The following is a 16,791-nucleotide window of genomic DNA, read 5'->3' as shown; positions in this document are numbered from 1 at the left end:
ATGTCATATTATATTGGCTGTATTTTGGAAATAACATGTAAGGACATCTTAGTTTTGTTATAATAAACACATAGGTTGTAAAAATGAATATTCTTACTGAAAAGGGAGATTTTTAATTTTCCAAGTAGTGAATTTGAAATATGAGGTATATCATAGGAGGAATTTGGATGTCTGTATTTAAACGATTAAGAGATTTAACAATGTCGAATGTGTATTCATTAATTGAAAAAGCTGAAGATCCAGTTAAGATGACGGATCAATATTTACGCGATATGCAAGCGGATGTACAAGAAGCTGAGAAAAGTGTAGCAGCTCAAATCGCACTTGAGAAGAAATTCAAAATATTATTTGAAGAGCAAGAAGCACTTGTGAAAAAACGTGAAGAGCAAGCACATATGGCTGTTCAAGCTAGCAACTTAGATCTTGCGCGCCGTGCTCTAGAAGAAAAACAAAATGCAGAGCAAAAGATGAATGAGTATAAAGCAAGCTATGAACAAAACAAAGCTGCTGCTGATAATCTTCGCCTTAAGCTAGAAGAAATGCGTAAGCAATTAACAGAGCTGAAAAATAAACGTGAAACACTTGTAGCGCGTGTAAATGCAGCGAAAGCACAAAAGAATATTAATCAGGCGATGTCTGGATTCGATTCAAATTCAGCAAAAGCTGGTTTAAGCCGTATGGAAGAGAAAGCACTTCAATTAGAGGCTGAAGCAGAAGCAAGCGGTGAAATTTACAAGAAAGAAAAGTCGTTAGATGATGAATTTGCAAGCTTAAACAAAAATTCTGTTGTTGACGATGAATTAGCTCGTATTATGAAGCAGTACGAGAAATAATATAGAATAGACAAAGAAACCGACATGTCTGAAGAGGATTCATGTCGGTTTTCTATTACTATTTTAGAGGAGGTTTTGTAATGACGTGGATGAATGTTTTAGCTATGCTTGTATGGACTGGAGCGAGTGCGGTACTTTTATTTGCAATTATGTGGGTTGATTCGATTTTTACAAAATACAATGATTTAAAAGAAATAAAAAATGGAAACACAGCAGTGACAACACGTTTCGTTATGAAATTATTCGCTCAAGGATACATTTTGTCACAATCGATTACGAAAGCAAATGATTTATGGCAGGCGCTTCTTGCCTCAGCAGTTTCTTTCGTTATTTTATTAGTTGTAGAAATGTTCATTGAGTTTGTGTTAAAGAAAATGTCTGGTTTAGATTTAGAAGAAGGAACGAAAGAAGGCAGCGTAGCACATGCGATGTTAGCTGGTTCATTACATATCGTTGGTGCACTTATTTTAGGTGCTTGTTTATAAAGAGAAAAGGAGGGGTAGATTGTGAGCTTATTTAAACGTATTAAAAATATAATGAAGAGCCCAGAGCCGCCGAAACCAGAAAAGAGTCTCTTAACGTTAGCTCCTGGAGATATGATTGAAGTGTCGTTAGTCATGTACGAATTAACTGGGAAAACGAGCATGCATTCTCGCAAGGAAATTGTTTTAACTTTACAGGACGGGAAAGATATTCGTTATTTAAAAATTGAAGACCGTGAAAATACGTATTACAAATTGTATACACCGATTGATGGTCGTTTAGATTCAATTGATGAAATTCCGACGACGATTGAAATGGATGATATAGAGTATCATATGGAAGAACAATATAATGGACGTGTTGTTGTTATGGGGAAAACGCCATTCGCTGCTTCAGAAGAACAGTATGTATGGGAATTCCAGTCTGACAACCGCAAATTATTACGTGTTGAATGGCAAAATGGTCGCACAATGATGTATGAGGGAGAAGCAATTATTCCTGCTGATGTACAAATCATAAGAGCAACATAAGGGGGGCGTAATCATGTCAAACCGATTGTTTACCATGATTAAATCGTTCGTGATCCCTATACTTGCTATCGTTACATTACTTGTTATTGCCGGCTATGCTTTATCGGGCTGTCAAAGTGGTCAGGCGAAGTCAATTCAGGATCGTTATCCGCTAGAGTCTGTCGCAAAGGATGGTAAACAAGAATCTTACGTGTATAGGGCTGCCAATCGGTCAGTTCCTGAAGTCGCAAAGGAACTTATAGCCGAAAGGAAACCGAAGCAAGCATCTAAAGAAGACGAAAATCAAATGTTCCTCGTTTATTCTGATAAAATGTATAATTTGCAAAAGGATAAAGAGAAACCATCCGATACGTTAATTGAAATAAGTAATGAAGAATTTGTCCGTCAAAATTACCAACCATCCTTCTTACAAGGATATATTATGGGGAGTATATTAAACGATATATTCGGTTCACGAAAATCATCATACGGTGATTATCGCGGATATAACGACAGACAAAATCATAAACCGGTTATCCCGGAAAGACCACCTACGAAAGAAGAAAAGAAAACCCCACCTCCAATTACGAAGGAAGGGAAAGGATCTATTATTAAGCGAGGCGATAATGTAGATCCGAAATCATCTGTAGGTGATAAAGGGAGTATTACGGAAAAAGGAAGTAAAACGACGCCTCCGCCTTCTACCGGAAGCAAAGGAACAATCACGAAAAATCCAGGTGGCTCGAGCGGATCTGATGTGAAGCCGAAATCATCTATTAAAACGCCACCAAAGAATACGTCTCCCCCGAAAACAAGGGTTGGCGGTTCAGGGAAAATTTCGAAGAGAAGATAGTAGAGAGACCGAGAAGTGGAATTTGCTTTTCGGTCTTTTTTTATTATGGAAATTAATTTCTTGTAGCTGGTACAATTAAGGGATAAGGAGGGGGTAGTATGACTATGTATAAATGATTTAGTTTGATTATGTTCCTCGTATTATTCCTCGGTTTGTTTATTAGTACAACGATGAAATTTCACTTTGTAGTAGGTATTGTATGGATACTATGTACATGTACTCTATTTCTATATATTCCGCTGCGCTTTCAAGATGAAGTGACTGCCTTTCAAAAATACGTAGCATGGATTAAAAGCGGAGGAAGATGGGGGGAGTAAAATTATATCAGCGATTTTTGAAATATATCGACTTACCGACAAAAACTGACAACGGTAGTAACTTAATAATAAGAAGAGGCTGTGCCCAAATGTTGGCACAGCCTCGTTTTTCATAACGATTAATGAATATCATGCTTCTTGAAATTACCGCCTTTTACTTCTGCTACGTCATACACTGTAATAAAGGCATTTGGATCAATTTCATGAATAAGTTCTTTCATTTTACTTTCTTCTAAACGGTTAATTACACAAGAGATTTCTTTAAATTTCTCTCTTGAATACCCACCATAAACTTCATTGTATGTTGCACTTCGACCTAAACGATCACGAATTGTTTCTACTATTAATTCAGGTTCTTTTGTAATGATTTTAAACGTTTTAGAACCACTTAAACCAACTTCAACAATATGAATTACTTTAGAAGCGATAAAGTAAGCAATCGCCGAAAGGATAGCTCCTTGAAGACCAAATACTGTTGAGACAAAAATAAAGACAAACATATTTAAGAATAAGATAAGATCACTTGTTCCAAATGGTAACTTTCTAGAAAGTAATACGGCTAGCATATCGATTCCATCTAATGCCCCGCCATTACGTAATGCTAGTCCCATACCAAAACCGATAATAATACCACCAACAACAGTAATTAAAAGTGTATCGCCCTCAATAATTGTTGGTACTCCGTGCATGAGAACGGTACCTACTGCTAGTGAAGCAATCCCGATAATAGAATAAAGTGCAAAGCTTTTACCGATTTGTTTATATCCTAACCAAACGAAAGGGATGTTAACGACTGCGATTAGAAGACCTAATGGTAATCCGAATAATCTTGAACTAACGATACTTAAACCAGTTACACCACCGTCGGATACGTTATTTGGAATTAATACAGCTTCTAATCCGTACGCTGTGATAAATGCCCCAATAATAATCATCAAAGCTTTAAAAGCGATTTTTAGCTTATTGGGTTTGTTTTTCATAATTCTCTCCATATAATTTCCTCGTTTCAAACTAGTTTCGTATTTGTTACATAATTCACATCTAAAGTTCATTCTAACATTTTATTTGAAAAAATTCTCCTTTAATGGATGTATGCAGGGAATATTATCACCATATTACCATTAAAATATTTTTGGAATTCGTATAAAAAATCCCATCCGTTCAAAGGATGGGAGGTTGTTAAGAAAATATAAAACTAACTACTGTTAGGAATAAAGAGAATCCTAAAATAGTTCCGCACACTTTCATATGTCGTTTACGTCCCATAACGACGATTGCAACATATTCGCGAATCATTGCGTTAGGCCAGTAATAAAATGCTGTTTTTGATCCGATTCCTTGGCTATTCAGACTGGCTTGTTTTGCATATATACCAGCTCGGAAAAGATGGAAATTATTCGTTGTAAAGATACTTTTATACTTACCTTCAGGTTTTAAAGAATCCATAATTTCTTTAGAGAACGACATATTTTGATATGTGTTTACAGAGCGATTTTCTTGCACTGTATGTTCAAGAGGAATTCCTTTTTCAACCGCATAATTTTGCATCGCTTCTGCTTCAGGAAGCCCTTCATCTGGACCTTGTCCACCAGAGAAAATAATTGTTGGTGGTGTATTCACAGCTGCTTGTTTCCAATAGAAGTCGATAGCTTTATTAATACGACTTGCAAGTAAAGGTGGCACTTTGTCATTAATTAAGCCGCTACCAAGAACGATGATGAAATCTTGATTACGTCTCGGTCTATTGAATTGGTATAGAAAATAAGCGCTTAAGAAGTTAGATAAATGTATAAAGAAATACATAGTTATAAGAGAAATACCAGCAAAAATAAATTGAAAGTGTGTTGAGACTAAACTTGCTGGATTTATGATAGGGAGTAGCATAAAGAATAAAATCCCTAAAGCTGCAATTAAAGTTAAAGAGTTTGTAAAGCGTCTTCCTTCACGCTTCATCAAGATTCTCGCATTAAGAAATAGCCCAAACATTAAAGCGACTATAGCAAAAGGTATCATTACAATTAGCGCTATCATGGGAATAATAACGATAAAATGTAAAGCGTTATTACCAGATGCAAACGAGATGACTGCACAAAATAATAGAAAAGAACAGAAAAAGGCATTAAATAAAAAGCCATTTATTATTTTTCGCGGATCTTTTAAGTAAGAGATAAGAAAAATAATAAACAATATAAGAGGAATAATTCCAAAATACATAAATATAGTACACCTCAATTTTTATGATGTTTTTATTGCACCCCTAATACTACATGATTTTGAAGTTATTAATAATTAAAATAACGATTTAGAATTTTCTCAATAAACGATATAGATAAATATGATAAAATGTATTCAAAGCGATATATTAAAAGTAAAATGGTTTAGAGGGCACTCTGTAGAGTGTCTTTTTCTTTGAAATATGTAATTTTGCATATTTTGTTCCTTTTTAATGAAAGAGGATTAAAATATAACTTGTGGATACATGCTATAAAGCAGAATTGTATACAAACATTAGCCTCTACTCTTTTTGTATCTAACAATCTTGTAACGATTAATGATTCTGTTTTCTAGTGTGTGTTTACGAAAAGTGGGATGGGCTGTATATAAACAGGGGAAAGGGCGTCTTTTTAAAAGGCGCCTTTTTGTTGTTTAGTGTAGATAGTTATCACTGTTGATATAGTGGAAAATATCTATACTAAACATTAGCAATCTTCCGTATAAAGATTATCAATTTACTATATATTCCAGCGGTGTTAAGCTACATATGAAAGGCTTTCTTTTTCAAAATATTACCCCTAATAAAATTTTGAAGAAGTCAACTGTCTCCAAACTAGCTATTCATGGTATGAGAAAAAGCACTCTTCTGAGTGCTTTTTCTCATATAAATAAGCTATTTTTATAGGCATTTTTCATACACTGAAAGTAACGAAATGAAAGTAGGTGACAAAATGCCAGCTATTGTTGAAGGTGTTATTATTGAAAACTGTAACGGAACAATTAACTTAGGTGATAAATATAACGTACATCCAATTGAAAAAACGAAAGCTTATAATGGATCGGGATCTTCAAATACCGGATTAAATGTGAGGACATTCAGTGGTATTAGTACGGCAGATGTAACGGATAACGATGTGTATGACCAAGTAATTCAATCTACGTTATAATTTTTATATGTAAAATTGCATAAAGTGATGTGTTTGCCCTGTGATACAATTTAGCTGTGAGCTGTTAGTGATACTTCTTTATCATAGTTGTTAGATTAGAAATGTAACATCGCATCGGAAATCATACGTATAAGAAAAAAGACACTTCGCTCGAAGTGTCTTTTTCATTTTAGTGATACCCTTTAGCAGAGTCTTTATGAATTTTATTTTTAAATATGCTGTAGCTCCAAAGTTGATATCCAATAACGATTGGTACCATGACGATTGCAACGAAGAACATAATTTTTAAGTTTAATTCACTACCGGCTGCGTTATATAACGTTGTACTGTATGCGTCGTTAATACGTGATGGTAACATTCTTGGGAACATACCTGCAAAACCAGTTGTCATAAACATTGCGATTGTTAAGCAAACGAATGTGAATGCAAGACCGATTTTATGTTTGTACACCATAATAAGTGCGAGTACACTCATTAACATTGCAAGTACTGGAAGAATGAATAGTACAGGATATTCCGTGAAGTTTTGGAATAAATTTGTACGATTTGCAGTTGCGACATAGAAGATAGCTAAAATGATAGCAGCTGCCATTGAAAATGGTCTTGCGATTTTATAAGCACGATCAGATACTTCGCCAGTTGTTTTAATCATAATCCAAAGGGCACCAGATACGACGAATATAGCAGTGAAGAAAAGACCACCTAAAATGCCGTAATGGTTTAGTAAGCTAAGTAAATTTCCTTCATATCCATTTTTTCCGATTTGTAGTCCGTAATATAGGTTAGCGAATGTAACACCGAATAAGAAGGCGATTAGGAAACTACCAATTGTAAATGCCCATTTACAAGTTTTTTGCCAAATTGGTGAATCGTCTTTATGCATAAATTCAAGTCCAGCGGCACGAGCAAATAGTGCAAGTAATACTAAAAATAGTGGTGTATACAGGTAACTAAACATATTTGCATATGTGATTGGGAAGGCGGCAAATGTTGCGCCACCAGCTGTAATTAACCATACTTCATTACCACCCCAGAACGGGCCAATAGCTTCTTGTAATTGATTTCGTTCTTGTCGGTCTTTCGCAACGAATGGGAAAATCATCCCGTTACCGAGTGCGTAGCCATCAAGAATGAAGTAAACTGTCCAAATTACGCCCCATAAACCGAACCAGATGACTGCAAGCATATCATGAGACATGAGCTGTACCTCCTTCAGTAGCAGGTTCTTCTAATGCAGCTGGTCCTTTTTTCGCGAACTTCAGCATTAAGTATACGTCTGCAATTAAGAGTAAAGTGTAGAACAATATTAAACTAATTAATGAGAACCAAATTTGTGGAACTGATATAGGTGACACAGATTCTGCTGTACGCATTAGTTTATAAACTGTCCACGGTTGACGACCTACTTCAGCAACAATCCAACCAGCGTTAATTGCAATATAAGGAAGTAAGACAGACCACATTGTAATTTTTAAATAACGTTTTGAGTTTTCTAGTTTTCCTTTTCGGTTTAAATAGAAACCGAACCAAGTTAATGCCATAAAGAACATGCCAAGTGCCACCATTAAGCGGAAGCTATAGTACACGAGGTTAACGTTTGGACGATCTTCTTTCGGAATATCTTTTAAACCAACAATTTCTCCATCAAATGAGTTTGTATAGAAGAAACTCCCGAGTTTTGGAATAGTAAGGAATTCAAAGTTCTTTTCGTTTTTCACATCAGGAATTTGAATGATTGAGAAGCCTTGTCCTTTTCCAGTTTCCCAAACAGCTTCCATTGCAGCTCCTTTTGCTGGTTGATACTTAGCTGCTGATACACCGGATTGATGTCCCATAAAAGGTGTAATAGTTGCTGCGAATAACCCTAACATTAAACCAAACTTAAATGATTTTTTGAAGAATTCCACTTCATTTTTACGTAGTAAGTGATATGCACTAATTGCCATAACGAAGAAAGCACCGACAATATAACAACCAATTACAGTATGGAAGAACATATTCCATGCATATGGATTTGTAACAAGAGCCCAGAAGTCATTTAATTCAGCGCGGCCATTACGTATTACATAGCCAACAGGATTTTGCATAAAGCCGTTTGCTGTAATAATCCAAAGGGCAGAAATATTTGTTCCAAGTGCAACCATCCACATACAGAAAGCACGGAACTTTGGTGAGATTTTGTCTTTACCGAATAACCATATTCCCATGAAAGTAGATTCTAAGAAAAAGGCAACAAGTGCTTCGATTGCAAGAGGTGATCCGAAAATATCTCCCATATATTTGGAGTACTCAGACCAGTTTGTTCCAAATTGGAACTCCATCGTAATCCCGGTTATAATCCCCATTACGAAGTTAATTGTAAATAATTTACCCCAGAAATTTGCCATTTTGCGGTATGTTGGATTCAATGTGCGGGCGTATTGAGTTTCCATACATGCTACTAAAATAACAAGTCCGATTGTCAAAGGTACAAATAAAAAGTGATAAAAAATAGTAATTGCAAATTGAAAACGACTCAGTAACAGAACGTCGGACATAATAAATATTCACTCCTTTTTTACATTATCTACAATCAGTTTATAGTGAAAATAGGAGTAAGGTATGTGAGAGTTGTTACAAAGCTGTGTGTATATTTTGAAAGAATTATGTCGATTATCTGAAAGTATTCGTTTTTTACTATAAAGCAATATCCTTTTTGAGTTTTTCATATTTTGGTACACTAGCTATGTAGTGTAAATGAGAGAAAAGAGGGTTTTTACTATGAAGTCATTAGACGAGATTTTGCAGTACAATGAAAAATTCGTTGAAGAGAAGAAATATGAAGAGTTTGTAGCTGGGAAATTTCCAAATAAAAAAATGGTAATTATCTCTTGTATGGATACACGTCTTGTTGAATTATTACCGAAAGCAATGAATATGCGTAACGGTGATGTGAAAATTATTAAAGTAGCAGGCGCGGTTATTTCGCATCCATTTGGAAGTATTATGCGTAGTATTTTAGTTGCTGTATATGAACTTGGTGCTGAAGAAGTATGTGTTGTTGGTCACCACGATTGTGGTATGGCAAAAATTCAAGCAAGCAGTACGATCGAAAAAATGAAAGAGCGCGGTGTAACAGAAGAAAAATTAGATACACTTCGTTATTCTGGAATTGATTTAGAACAATTCTTACGAGGGTTCTCTAGTGTAGAAGAAAGTGTAGAACATAGTGTATCAGTACTTCGCAACCATCCGTTACTTCCTGAAGAAGTGCCTGTTCACGGTCTTGTTATTCACCCTGACACAGGAAAATTAGATGTAGTTGTGAATGGCTACGACAATTAAGAATTTACTTTGTCATCCTTTTTATCTGGGACAGGATCAAATCCTCCTGGATGGAAAGGGTGACATTTTAATATACGCTTACATGTAAGCCAAAATCCTTTGAAGGCACCGTGTTTTTGAAACGCTTCTAATCCATAATGAGAGCAAGTCGGATGAAAGCGGCACGTTGGCGGTGTCATCGGAGAAATGAACTTTTGATAAAAGCGTATAATACCGATAAAAATCTGTTTCATAATGGTCTCCTTTTCAGCATAGTCTTAAAGTATTATAGCACGACCGTACATAATTCTTTACTAATGTCGATTTCCGTTATATCATATTGGATATAACGGAATTAAATTAAAAGCGGGAGAGATGTTGTATGCCATCAGTAGAAAGCTTTGAATTAGACCATACGATTGTAAAGGCGCCTTATGTAAGACATTGCGGAGTCCACAATGTAGGTAGTGACGGTATTGTAAATAAATTTGATATTCGTTTCTGCCAACCGAATAAACAAGCAATGAAACCAGATGTTATTCATACGTTAGAACATTTATTAGCATTTAATTTACGTAAATATATTGATCGTTATCCGCATTTTGATATTATCGATATTTCACCAATGGGCTGCCAAACAGGGTATTACCTTGTTGTAAGCGGAACACCGACGGTTCGAGAAATCATTGATTTATTAGAACTAACATTAAAAGATGCGGTTCAAATTACAGAAATTCCAGCTGCAAATGAAACGCAGTGTGGCCAAGCGAAGCTTCATGACTTAGAAGGAGCACAACGCTTAATGAACTTCTGGTTAAGCCAAGATAAAGATGAACTTGAGAAAGTGTTTGGATAAAAAAGAAAAACTGCCTGTGAAAGGGCAGTTTTTTATTTTGTAAAAGAAGAAAATGCATATAAGGAAGAAATTGAAGTAGAAGAACAACGATTTAGTGGAGTATGGATTTCCGATTAGTACATTTCCTTTACAGTATAAAAACATTAGAAAATGTACTAGTAGATCCAGGCTGCATAACCACTATTTTTGATACAGATGTATTGGCCAAAGTCGGAATAAACAATAATTTGTGTTTGTTATGTGACAAGTATATCCAGTCGTTGACAGAGGTGCAATAGTATGTTAAAAATAAAGAAAGCGTTTACAACTAAAAGGGTTGTTACTGTTCGGCAGGCAAAACCTAAATTTGTATAAGGATAACTCGAACGTTATTCTTATGTGCAAATTTAGGTTTTTTTTATAAAATTTTGCCTGAAATATAAAAAACCAAGGACGAGTGCGAATGGAAATAAAAAAAATTTTAAATAATAATGTTGCTATTACGCATAATGAGTTTAAACAAGAAATTGTCGTTATGGGAAAGGGGTTAGCTTTTCAGAAGAAAGTAGGAGAAACAATTGATGTTTCGAAAATAGAGAAAACATTTGTGCTAGAGAAGCATGGAGTTTCTGAAAAGCTTGCAAAATTATTAGAAGATACGTCTGAACTCTATTTAAATATTTCTTCAAAAATTATAAACTATGCGCAATCTAAGCTTGCATACAAATTGGATGAATATTTATATGTTGCGCTAACGGATCATTTAAGTTTCGCAGTTAGTAGATATAAACAAGGTATACAGCTCAAGAATGCACTGCTATGGGAGATTAAAAAATATTATAAACAAGAGTTTCAAATTGCGCTACAGGCGTTAAATATGATTGAAAGTGATATAGGAATTCGCCTTGGAGAGGATGAAGCTGCTTCCATTGCTTTGCACTTAGTGAATGGTCAATTAGCTAGTGATAATATGGCTTCTGTCGTGCAAGCAACTGAAGTGGTGAATAACATTTTGAATATCGTTAAATATCATTTTCAAATAGAAATGGATGAAAACTCGGTTAATTATGAACGCTTTTTAACACATCTTCGTTTCTTCTCGATACGATTTACTCGTAAAGAACATGCTGTCGAAGGTGATGATCAATTCCTTTATGAGCAAATACAGTTGAAGTATCAATCGGCGTTTCAGTGTAGTCAAAAAGTGAAGCTCTATTTACAAAACGTCTATAATTGGAGTGTTTCAAATGATGAAATTGTCTATTTAACTTTACATATTCATCGGGTGACCTGTCGACATGCATCGAATTGTACGTTAGATGAGGGGAAAATCAGATAGCTGTTATTTATAAACTACATATTACTTAGAGGAATGTTACCAATATGGGCATAACCTGAGTCAACCTGAGCATGCAGCTTATTTGCGTGTATGCTCAGTTGGACTCAGGTTTTTTATTTACAAAAATGTGATAGAAAGTGGGGATAAATATGAAATATGAACAATTAGCAAAAGACATTATTGAAAATGTTGGCGGTAAAGCAAATATTATTAGTGTTGTTCACTGTGTAACACGCCTGCGTTTTCAATTAAGAGATGAAGGAAAAGCAAAGACAGACGTTTTGAAAAATATGGAGGGGATCGTTACTGTTATGAAAAGTGGTGGCCAGTATCAAGTTGTTATTGGAAATCACGTACCTGACGTCTACCAAGCAGTGATGACAATTGGTGATCTTCATACGTCAGTACCTGACGAGGCTGATAGTAAGAAGAAAGGGGTATTTAATCAATTTATTGATGTAATTTCTAGCATATTTACTCCAATTCTTGGTGTTTTAGCTGCGACAGGGATGATAAAAGGTTTAAACGCTCTTTTGGTAGCACTAGGATGGTTAAGTAATACATCTGGAACGTATCAAATATTAAATGCAATTGGAGATTCTTTATTTTACTTCTTCCCAATATTCCTTGGTTATACCGCGAGTAAGAAATTTGGCGGGAACGTTTTTATTGGTATGGCAATAGGTGCGTCGTTAGTTTATCCGGCACTTTCTGGATTAACAACAAGTAAGCCACTTTATACATTATTTGCAGGGACGATGTTTGAATCACCTGTTCATATTACGTTTTTAGGAATTCCAGTTATTTTAATGAGCTATGCATCATCAGTTATTCCAATTATTATCGCAGCGTATGTAGGTGCGAAGGTAGAGAAGATGTTTAAAAAGTTAATTCCAGACGTTGTAAAAACGTTCTTAGTACCGTTCAGTACATTACTTCTTGTTATTCCACTGACGTTTATCGTTATTGGACCGATTGCAACATGGGCTGGTCAGCTTTTAGGGCAAGGAACGATTTGGATGTATGAATTAAGCCCAGTAGTAGCAGGACTTTTCATTGGTGGATTCTGGCAAGTGTTTGTTATGTTTGGTCTTCATTGGGGACTGATTCCAGTATCAATTAATAATCTTACCCTTGTAGGTGCAGATCCAGTTTTAGCACTTATGTTTGGAGCTTCATTCGCACAAATTGGTGCTGTTCTGGCAGTTTGGTTGAAAACGAAACAACAAAAACTAAAATCACTTAGTATTCTAGCTTTCATTTCAGGTATCTTCGGCGTCACTGAACCAGCGATTTATGGGGTTACACTTCCACTAAAAAAACCATTTATTATGAGTTGTATTGGCGGAGCGATTGGCGGAGGAGTTTTAGGCTTTGCAGGTTCAAAAATATATATGATCGGTGGCTTTGGAATATTTGGTATACCGACTTATATTGATCCAAAAGCAGGTATTACGATGGGATTCTGGGGACTTATTATTGCTATTGTTGTTTCTTTTGTATTTGGATTTATTCTTACTTATTTATTTGGATTCGATAAAGAAACAACGGCTACAACAGTTGATGAAGCAGCAGCTACTTTAAAGGAAATGAATCGTAAAGAAGTTGGATCGCAAAATGAAAAAAATAGTATTACTAGCCCGTTTGAAGGAAAAGTAATCGATTTGTCTAGTATTAAAGATGCAGCCTTTGCATCAGGTGCGATAGGAAAAGGAGTTGCAATTGAACCTTCTATCGGTAAATTATTTGCACCAGTTTCAGGAACAGTTTCAGCACTATTTCCAACGAATCATGCGATTGGGATTGTAACGGATTATGGAGCGGAATTACTGATTCATATCGGGATGGATACAGTTCAACTTGACGGAAAACACTTTTCTTCACACGTTGCGCAAGGAGATCGTATAGAGAAAGGACAATTGCTTATTGAGTTTGATATACAAGCGATTCAAGCAGCTGGATATGTTGTAACGACACCGGTAGTGATAACGAATAGTGATAAATATGATGTAGTAGTACCAGAAGCAAATCCAATCAAAATTGGTGAGAATTTAATCGAAGTAATTAGTAAATAAAAGAGAAGATTATACAAAACTATTATTTTTAAATTATATAGTAGAGGAGTGCTAGTATGTTGAATGATAAATTTCCAAAAGGATTTTTATGGGGCGGAGCAATTGCTGCGAATCAGGCTGAAGGAGCGTATTTAGAAGGTGGAAAAGGGTTAACAACGGTTGATTTATTACCAACGGGGGAAAAGCGTTGGGAGGTTATGGCTGGGAGCCTTAATTCTTTTAGGCCTGTTGAAGGAGAATTCTATCCTTCACATGACTCAATTGACTTTTATCATCATTTTAAAGAAGATATTGCTTTATTTGCAGAGATGGGATTTAAATCGTTACGTGTATCGATTGCTTGGACGAGAATTTTTCCAAATGGCAATGATGAGACGGTAAATGAAGCTGGTTTACAGTTCTATGATGATTTATTTGATGAATTATTAAAATATAATATTGAACCAGTAGTTACGATGGCTCATTTTGATGTCCCTGTACATTTAGTTGAGGTATATGGGGGCTGGAGAGATAGAAAACTTGTACACTATTTTGAGAAGTATGCGAAAACTATTTTTAATAGATATAAAGATAAAGTGAAATATTGGATGACGTTTAATGAAATAAATATGCTACTTCATTTACCATTTGTAGGTGCAGGTCTTGTATTTAAAGAGGGAGAGAATAAAACACAAATCCAATATCAAGCGGCGCATCACCAGCTTGTTGCAAGTGCACTGGCAGTGAAAGCTTGTCATGAAATTATACCTAATGCCAAAATCGGATGTATGTTAGCGGCAGGAACTGTATATCCACATACATGTAATCCAGAAGATGTTTTCAATGCAATGGAAAAAGATCGTGAGTCCTTCTTCTTTATTGATGTTCAGGCTAGAGGAGCATATCCAGGATATGCGAAGAGATTCTTTAAGGATCATAAACTAGTAATCGAGATGGAAAAAGATGATGAAGAGATTTTGAAAAAGTATACAGTTGATTATATTGGATTCAGTTATTACTCAAGTAGGGTAACAAGTACGGATTCAGAAGTATTAAACAGTATGATAAATGGAAATGTATTTGGTTCTATTGAAAATCCTTATCTAGAAAAATCAGAATGGGGATGGACTATTGATCCAAAAGGTTTTAGGATTACAGCAAATCAGTTGTATGATCGCTATCAAAAGCCTTTATTCGTCGTTGAAAATGGTCTTGGGGCTGTTGATGAGGTTACTTCAGAAGGTGAAATTCATGATGATTATCGAATTGAATATTTAGAGAAACATGTTATAGAAATGGCTGAAGCAATCGAAGACGGAGTAGAAATTATAGGGTATACAAGCTGGGGGCCGATTGATATTGTCAGCGCATCGACTGGTGAAATGAAAAAGCGTTACGGCTACATTTATGTTGATAAAGATAATGAAGGAAACGGATCGAAAAAGAGGATAAAAAAGAAAAGCTTTGATTGGTATAAAAAAGTGATTGAATCAAATGGAGAAAATCTTAACTAAAAGACTATGAAATTTAAAGTTATTTTCATACAAATAGATTAAAAAAAGCTGAGGAGTGAATTGTAATGGAAAAGCAAACAAAAAGATTTCCAGAAGGATTTTTATGGGGGGGAGCTACTGCTGCTAACCAAATGGAAGGCGGATTTTATGAAGGTGGAAAAGGATTAAATATTGCAGACGTTTTACCTGGTGGAAAAGGACGCCTTAAAATATTGCAAGATCCTGGTTTTAATTTTGAAATTGATAAAACAAAGTACGATTATCCGAACCATGATGGTATTGATTTCTATAACCGTTATAAAGAAGATATTGCCTTGTTCGCAGAGATGGGATTCAAATCTTTCCGTATGTCTATTGCTTGGACAAGAATATTCCCAAATGGTGATGAACTAGAGCCAAATGAAGAAGGTTTAGCTTTTTATGATCGTGTTTTTACAGAGCTAGAAAAGCATGGAATTGAGCCTGTTGTAACAATTTCTCATTACGAAATGCCAGTGAACCTTGTTAAAACATATGGTGGTTGGAGAAATCGTGAAGTGATTGGCTTCTTCGAACGATATGTAAATGCTATATTGAATCGTTATAAAAATAAAGTGAAATATTGGATGACATTCAATGAGATTAATAGCGGATTAATCATGCCAATTATGGGACTTGGATTCTCTATCAACAAAGAAGAAGATAAATACGGGCCAACATTCCAAGCGTTCCATCATCAATTTGTTGCGAGTGCACTGGCAGTGAAAGCTTGTCATGAGATCATTCCAGAATCACAAATAGGCTGTATGATTATATATGCTCCAGTCTACTCATATGATTGTGATCCGCAAAACGAGTTGTATGCACTTCAAGAAGAGCGTTTATTTAATTACTTCTGTGCGGATGTTCAAGTTCGTGGTAAATATCCAACGTTCATTCAATCCTATTTCCAAAAACATAATATTGAATTAGACATTCAAGAAGGTGATTTAGAATTAATTAAAGAGCACACAGTAGATTACATCGGTTTCAGTTATTATATGTCTCGTACAGAGAAAAAAGAGAAGAATGAGCAAGAAAAAGCACAAGGAAATATTATGTCAGGTATAAAAAATCCATTCCTTAAAGCGAGTGATTGGGGATGGGAAATTGATCCGACAGGCTTAAGAATTTCATTAAATAAATTGTATGATCGATATGAAGTACCACTATTCGTTGTTGAGAATGGTTTAGGTGCTTATGATGAGATAGAAGAAGACGGTACAATTCATGATGATTACCGAATTAACTATTTACGTGAGCATATGATAGCAATGCGTGATGCGATACAAGAAGATGGAGTTGAAATGATTGGATATACTAGCTGGGGATGTATTGATTTAGTGAGTGCTTCCACAGGAGAGATGTCTAAACGCTACGGTTATATTTATGTTGATAAGCATGATGACGGATCTGGAACGTTAGAGCGTAAAAAGAAAAACTCATTCTTCTGGTATAAAGATGTTATTAATACTAATGGAGAAATACTTTAATATGCGTTTAAAAAAGAAGAGCAGGAATGAACTGCACCCCAGTTGTTAGACACAGTCTAACAACTGGAGGTGCAGTTTT

General features: G+C 35.3%; 17 protein-coding genes. 12 read left to right on the top strand and 5 right to left on the bottom strand.

The annotated features are described in order from the left end of the window. The first annotated feature begins 167 nt into the window (after window positions 1–167). The 5 genes from AB3X48_RS09090 to AB3X48_RS09070 all read left to right on the top strand — a co-directional run bounded on the left by AB3X48_RS09090 (window position 168) and on the right by AB3X48_RS09070 (window position 2,995). Window positions 168–833 (top strand): PspA/IM30 family protein, encoded by a 666-nt coding sequence (locus tag AB3X48_RS09090; protein WP_002015754.1) that lies wholly within the window; start codon window positions 168–170, stop codon window positions 831–833. An 80-nt stretch (window positions 834–913) separates the two neighbouring features. Then, a complete protein-coding gene (locus AB3X48_RS09085) occupies window positions 914–1,318 on the top strand; it encodes a DUF350 domain-containing protein (RefSeq protein WP_000220084.1) in 405 nt (134 codons plus the stop codon). Between the two features lie 21 nt (window positions 1,319–1,339). Then, window positions 1,340–1,846 carry a DUF4178 domain-containing protein gene (locus tag AB3X48_RS09080; protein ID WP_000051748.1) on the top strand — a complete coding sequence of 169 codons (507 nt, stop codon included), beginning with the start codon at window positions 1,340–1,342 and terminating at the stop codon, window positions 1,844–1,846. A gap of 13 nt (window positions 1,847–1,859) precedes the next feature. Continuing rightward, on the top strand, window positions 1,860–2,678 hold the full coding sequence (locus AB3X48_RS09075; RefSeq protein ID WP_016106460.1) for a DUF4247 domain-containing protein: 819 nt from the start codon (window positions 1,860–1,862) through the stop codon (window positions 2,676–2,678). A 128-nt stretch (window positions 2,679–2,806) separates the two neighbouring features. Further along, the gene (locus AB3X48_RS09070) at window positions 2,807–2,995 is read left to right on the top strand and encodes a hypothetical protein (RefSeq protein ID WP_082187254.1); all 189 of its coding nucleotides are present in this window, start codon (window positions 2,807–2,809) and stop codon (window positions 2,993–2,995) included. A gap of 119 nt (window positions 2,996–3,114) precedes the next feature. Here the strand turns inward: AB3X48_RS09070 and AB3X48_RS09065 are convergent, their stop codons facing one another. Beyond that, on the bottom strand, window positions 3,115–3,987 hold the full coding sequence (locus tag AB3X48_RS09065) for a YitT family protein (RefSeq protein ID WP_016106459.1): 873 nt from the start codon (window positions 3,985–3,987) through the stop codon (window positions 3,115–3,117). Between the two features lie 187 nt (window positions 3,988–4,174). After that, window positions 4,175–5,209 carry a YdcF family protein gene (locus AB3X48_RS09060; protein WP_016106458.1) on the bottom strand — a complete coding sequence of 345 codons (1,035 nt, stop codon included), beginning with the start codon at window positions 5,207–5,209 and terminating at the stop codon, window positions 4,175–4,177. A 713-nt stretch (window positions 5,210–5,922) separates the two neighbouring features. Here AB3X48_RS09060 and AB3X48_RS09055 point away from each other — a divergent pair. Next, a complete protein-coding gene (locus tag AB3X48_RS09055; RefSeq protein WP_002015747.1) occupies window positions 5,923–6,156 on the top strand; it encodes a spore germination protein in 234 nt (77 codons plus the stop codon). A gap of 169 nt (window positions 6,157–6,325) precedes the next feature. On the opposite strand, the gene cydB is transcribed toward AB3X48_RS09055, so the two are convergent. Together cydB and cydA are read right to left on the bottom strand one after the other, a co-directional pair. Then, the gene (gene cydB, locus AB3X48_RS09050; protein WP_016106457.1) at window positions 6,326–7,354 is read right to left on the bottom strand and encodes a cytochrome d ubiquinol oxidase subunit II; all 1,029 of its coding nucleotides are present in this window, start codon (window positions 7,352–7,354) and stop codon (window positions 6,326–6,328) included. Further along, window positions 7,344–8,693 (bottom strand): cytochrome ubiquinol oxidase subunit I, encoded by a 1,350-nt coding sequence (cydA, locus tag AB3X48_RS09045; RefSeq protein ID WP_016106456.1) that lies wholly within the window; start codon window positions 8,691–8,693, stop codon window positions 7,344–7,346. Before cydA ends, cydB begins: the two co-directional genes overlap by 11 nt. A 223-nt stretch (window positions 8,694–8,916) precedes the next feature. On the opposite strand from cydA, the gene AB3X48_RS09040 reads away from it, so the two are divergent. Beyond that, complete coding sequence (locus tag AB3X48_RS09040) at window positions 8,917–9,480, top strand: beta-class carbonic anhydrase (RefSeq protein WP_002160110.1); 564 nt, start codon at window positions 8,917–8,919, stop codon at window positions 9,478–9,480. Here AB3X48_RS09040 and yidD read toward each other — a convergent pair. Further along, window positions 9,477–9,713, bottom strand: a complete 237-nt coding sequence (gene yidD, locus AB3X48_RS09035) for a membrane protein insertion efficiency factor YidD (RefSeq protein ID WP_002112460.1) — start codon at window positions 9,711–9,713, stop codon at window positions 9,477–9,479. The two genes, AB3X48_RS09040 and yidD, sit on opposite strands and share 4 nt — an antisense overlap. A 128-nt stretch (window positions 9,714–9,841) precedes the next feature. Here yidD and luxS point away from each other — a divergent pair, with 128 nt between their 5' ends. The 5 genes from luxS to AB3X48_RS09010 all read left to right on the top strand — a co-directional run bounded on the left by luxS (window position 9,842) and on the right by AB3X48_RS09010 (window position 16,712). Continuing rightward, window positions 9,842–10,315 (top strand): S-ribosylhomocysteine lyase LuxS, encoded by a 474-nt coding sequence (gene luxS / locus AB3X48_RS09030; RefSeq protein WP_001141371.1) that lies wholly within the window; start codon window positions 9,842–9,844, stop codon window positions 10,313–10,315. Window positions 10,316–10,757: 442 nt separating this feature from the next. Continuing rightward, window positions 10,758–11,633 carry a BglG family transcription antiterminator LicT gene (gene licT, locus AB3X48_RS09025; protein WP_016106455.1) on the top strand — a complete coding sequence of 292 codons (876 nt, stop codon included), beginning with the start codon at window positions 10,758–10,760 and terminating at the stop codon, window positions 11,631–11,633. A 149-nt stretch (window positions 11,634–11,782) separates the two neighbouring features. Further along, window positions 11,783–13,708: a beta-glucoside-specific PTS transporter subunit IIABC gene (locus tag AB3X48_RS09020; RefSeq protein WP_367959322.1), complete on the top strand. Its 1,926-nt coding sequence runs from the start codon at window positions 11,783–11,785 to the stop codon at window positions 13,706–13,708. A 56-nt stretch (window positions 13,709–13,764) separates the two neighbouring features. Then, window positions 13,765–15,201: a 6-phospho-beta-glucosidase gene (locus tag AB3X48_RS09015; RefSeq protein WP_199715450.1), complete on the top strand. Its 1,437-nt coding sequence runs from the start codon at window positions 13,765–13,767 to the stop codon at window positions 15,199–15,201. Between the two features lie 65 nt (window positions 15,202–15,266). Continuing rightward, a complete protein-coding gene (locus tag AB3X48_RS09010) occupies window positions 15,267–16,712 on the top strand; it encodes a glycoside hydrolase family 1 protein (protein WP_002199047.1) in 1,446 nt (481 codons plus the stop codon). Window positions 16,713–16,791: the final 79 nt, after the last annotated feature.

It is taken from the genome of Bacillus sp. S4 (assembly GCF_040838205.1).
Lineage (GTDB): Bacteria > Bacillota > Bacilli > Bacillales > Bacillaceae_G > Bacillus_A > Bacillus_A cereus_U.
The sequence above is the reverse complement of the archived record's forward strand: the minus strand, read 5'-3'. Positions and strand labels throughout refer to the sequence as shown.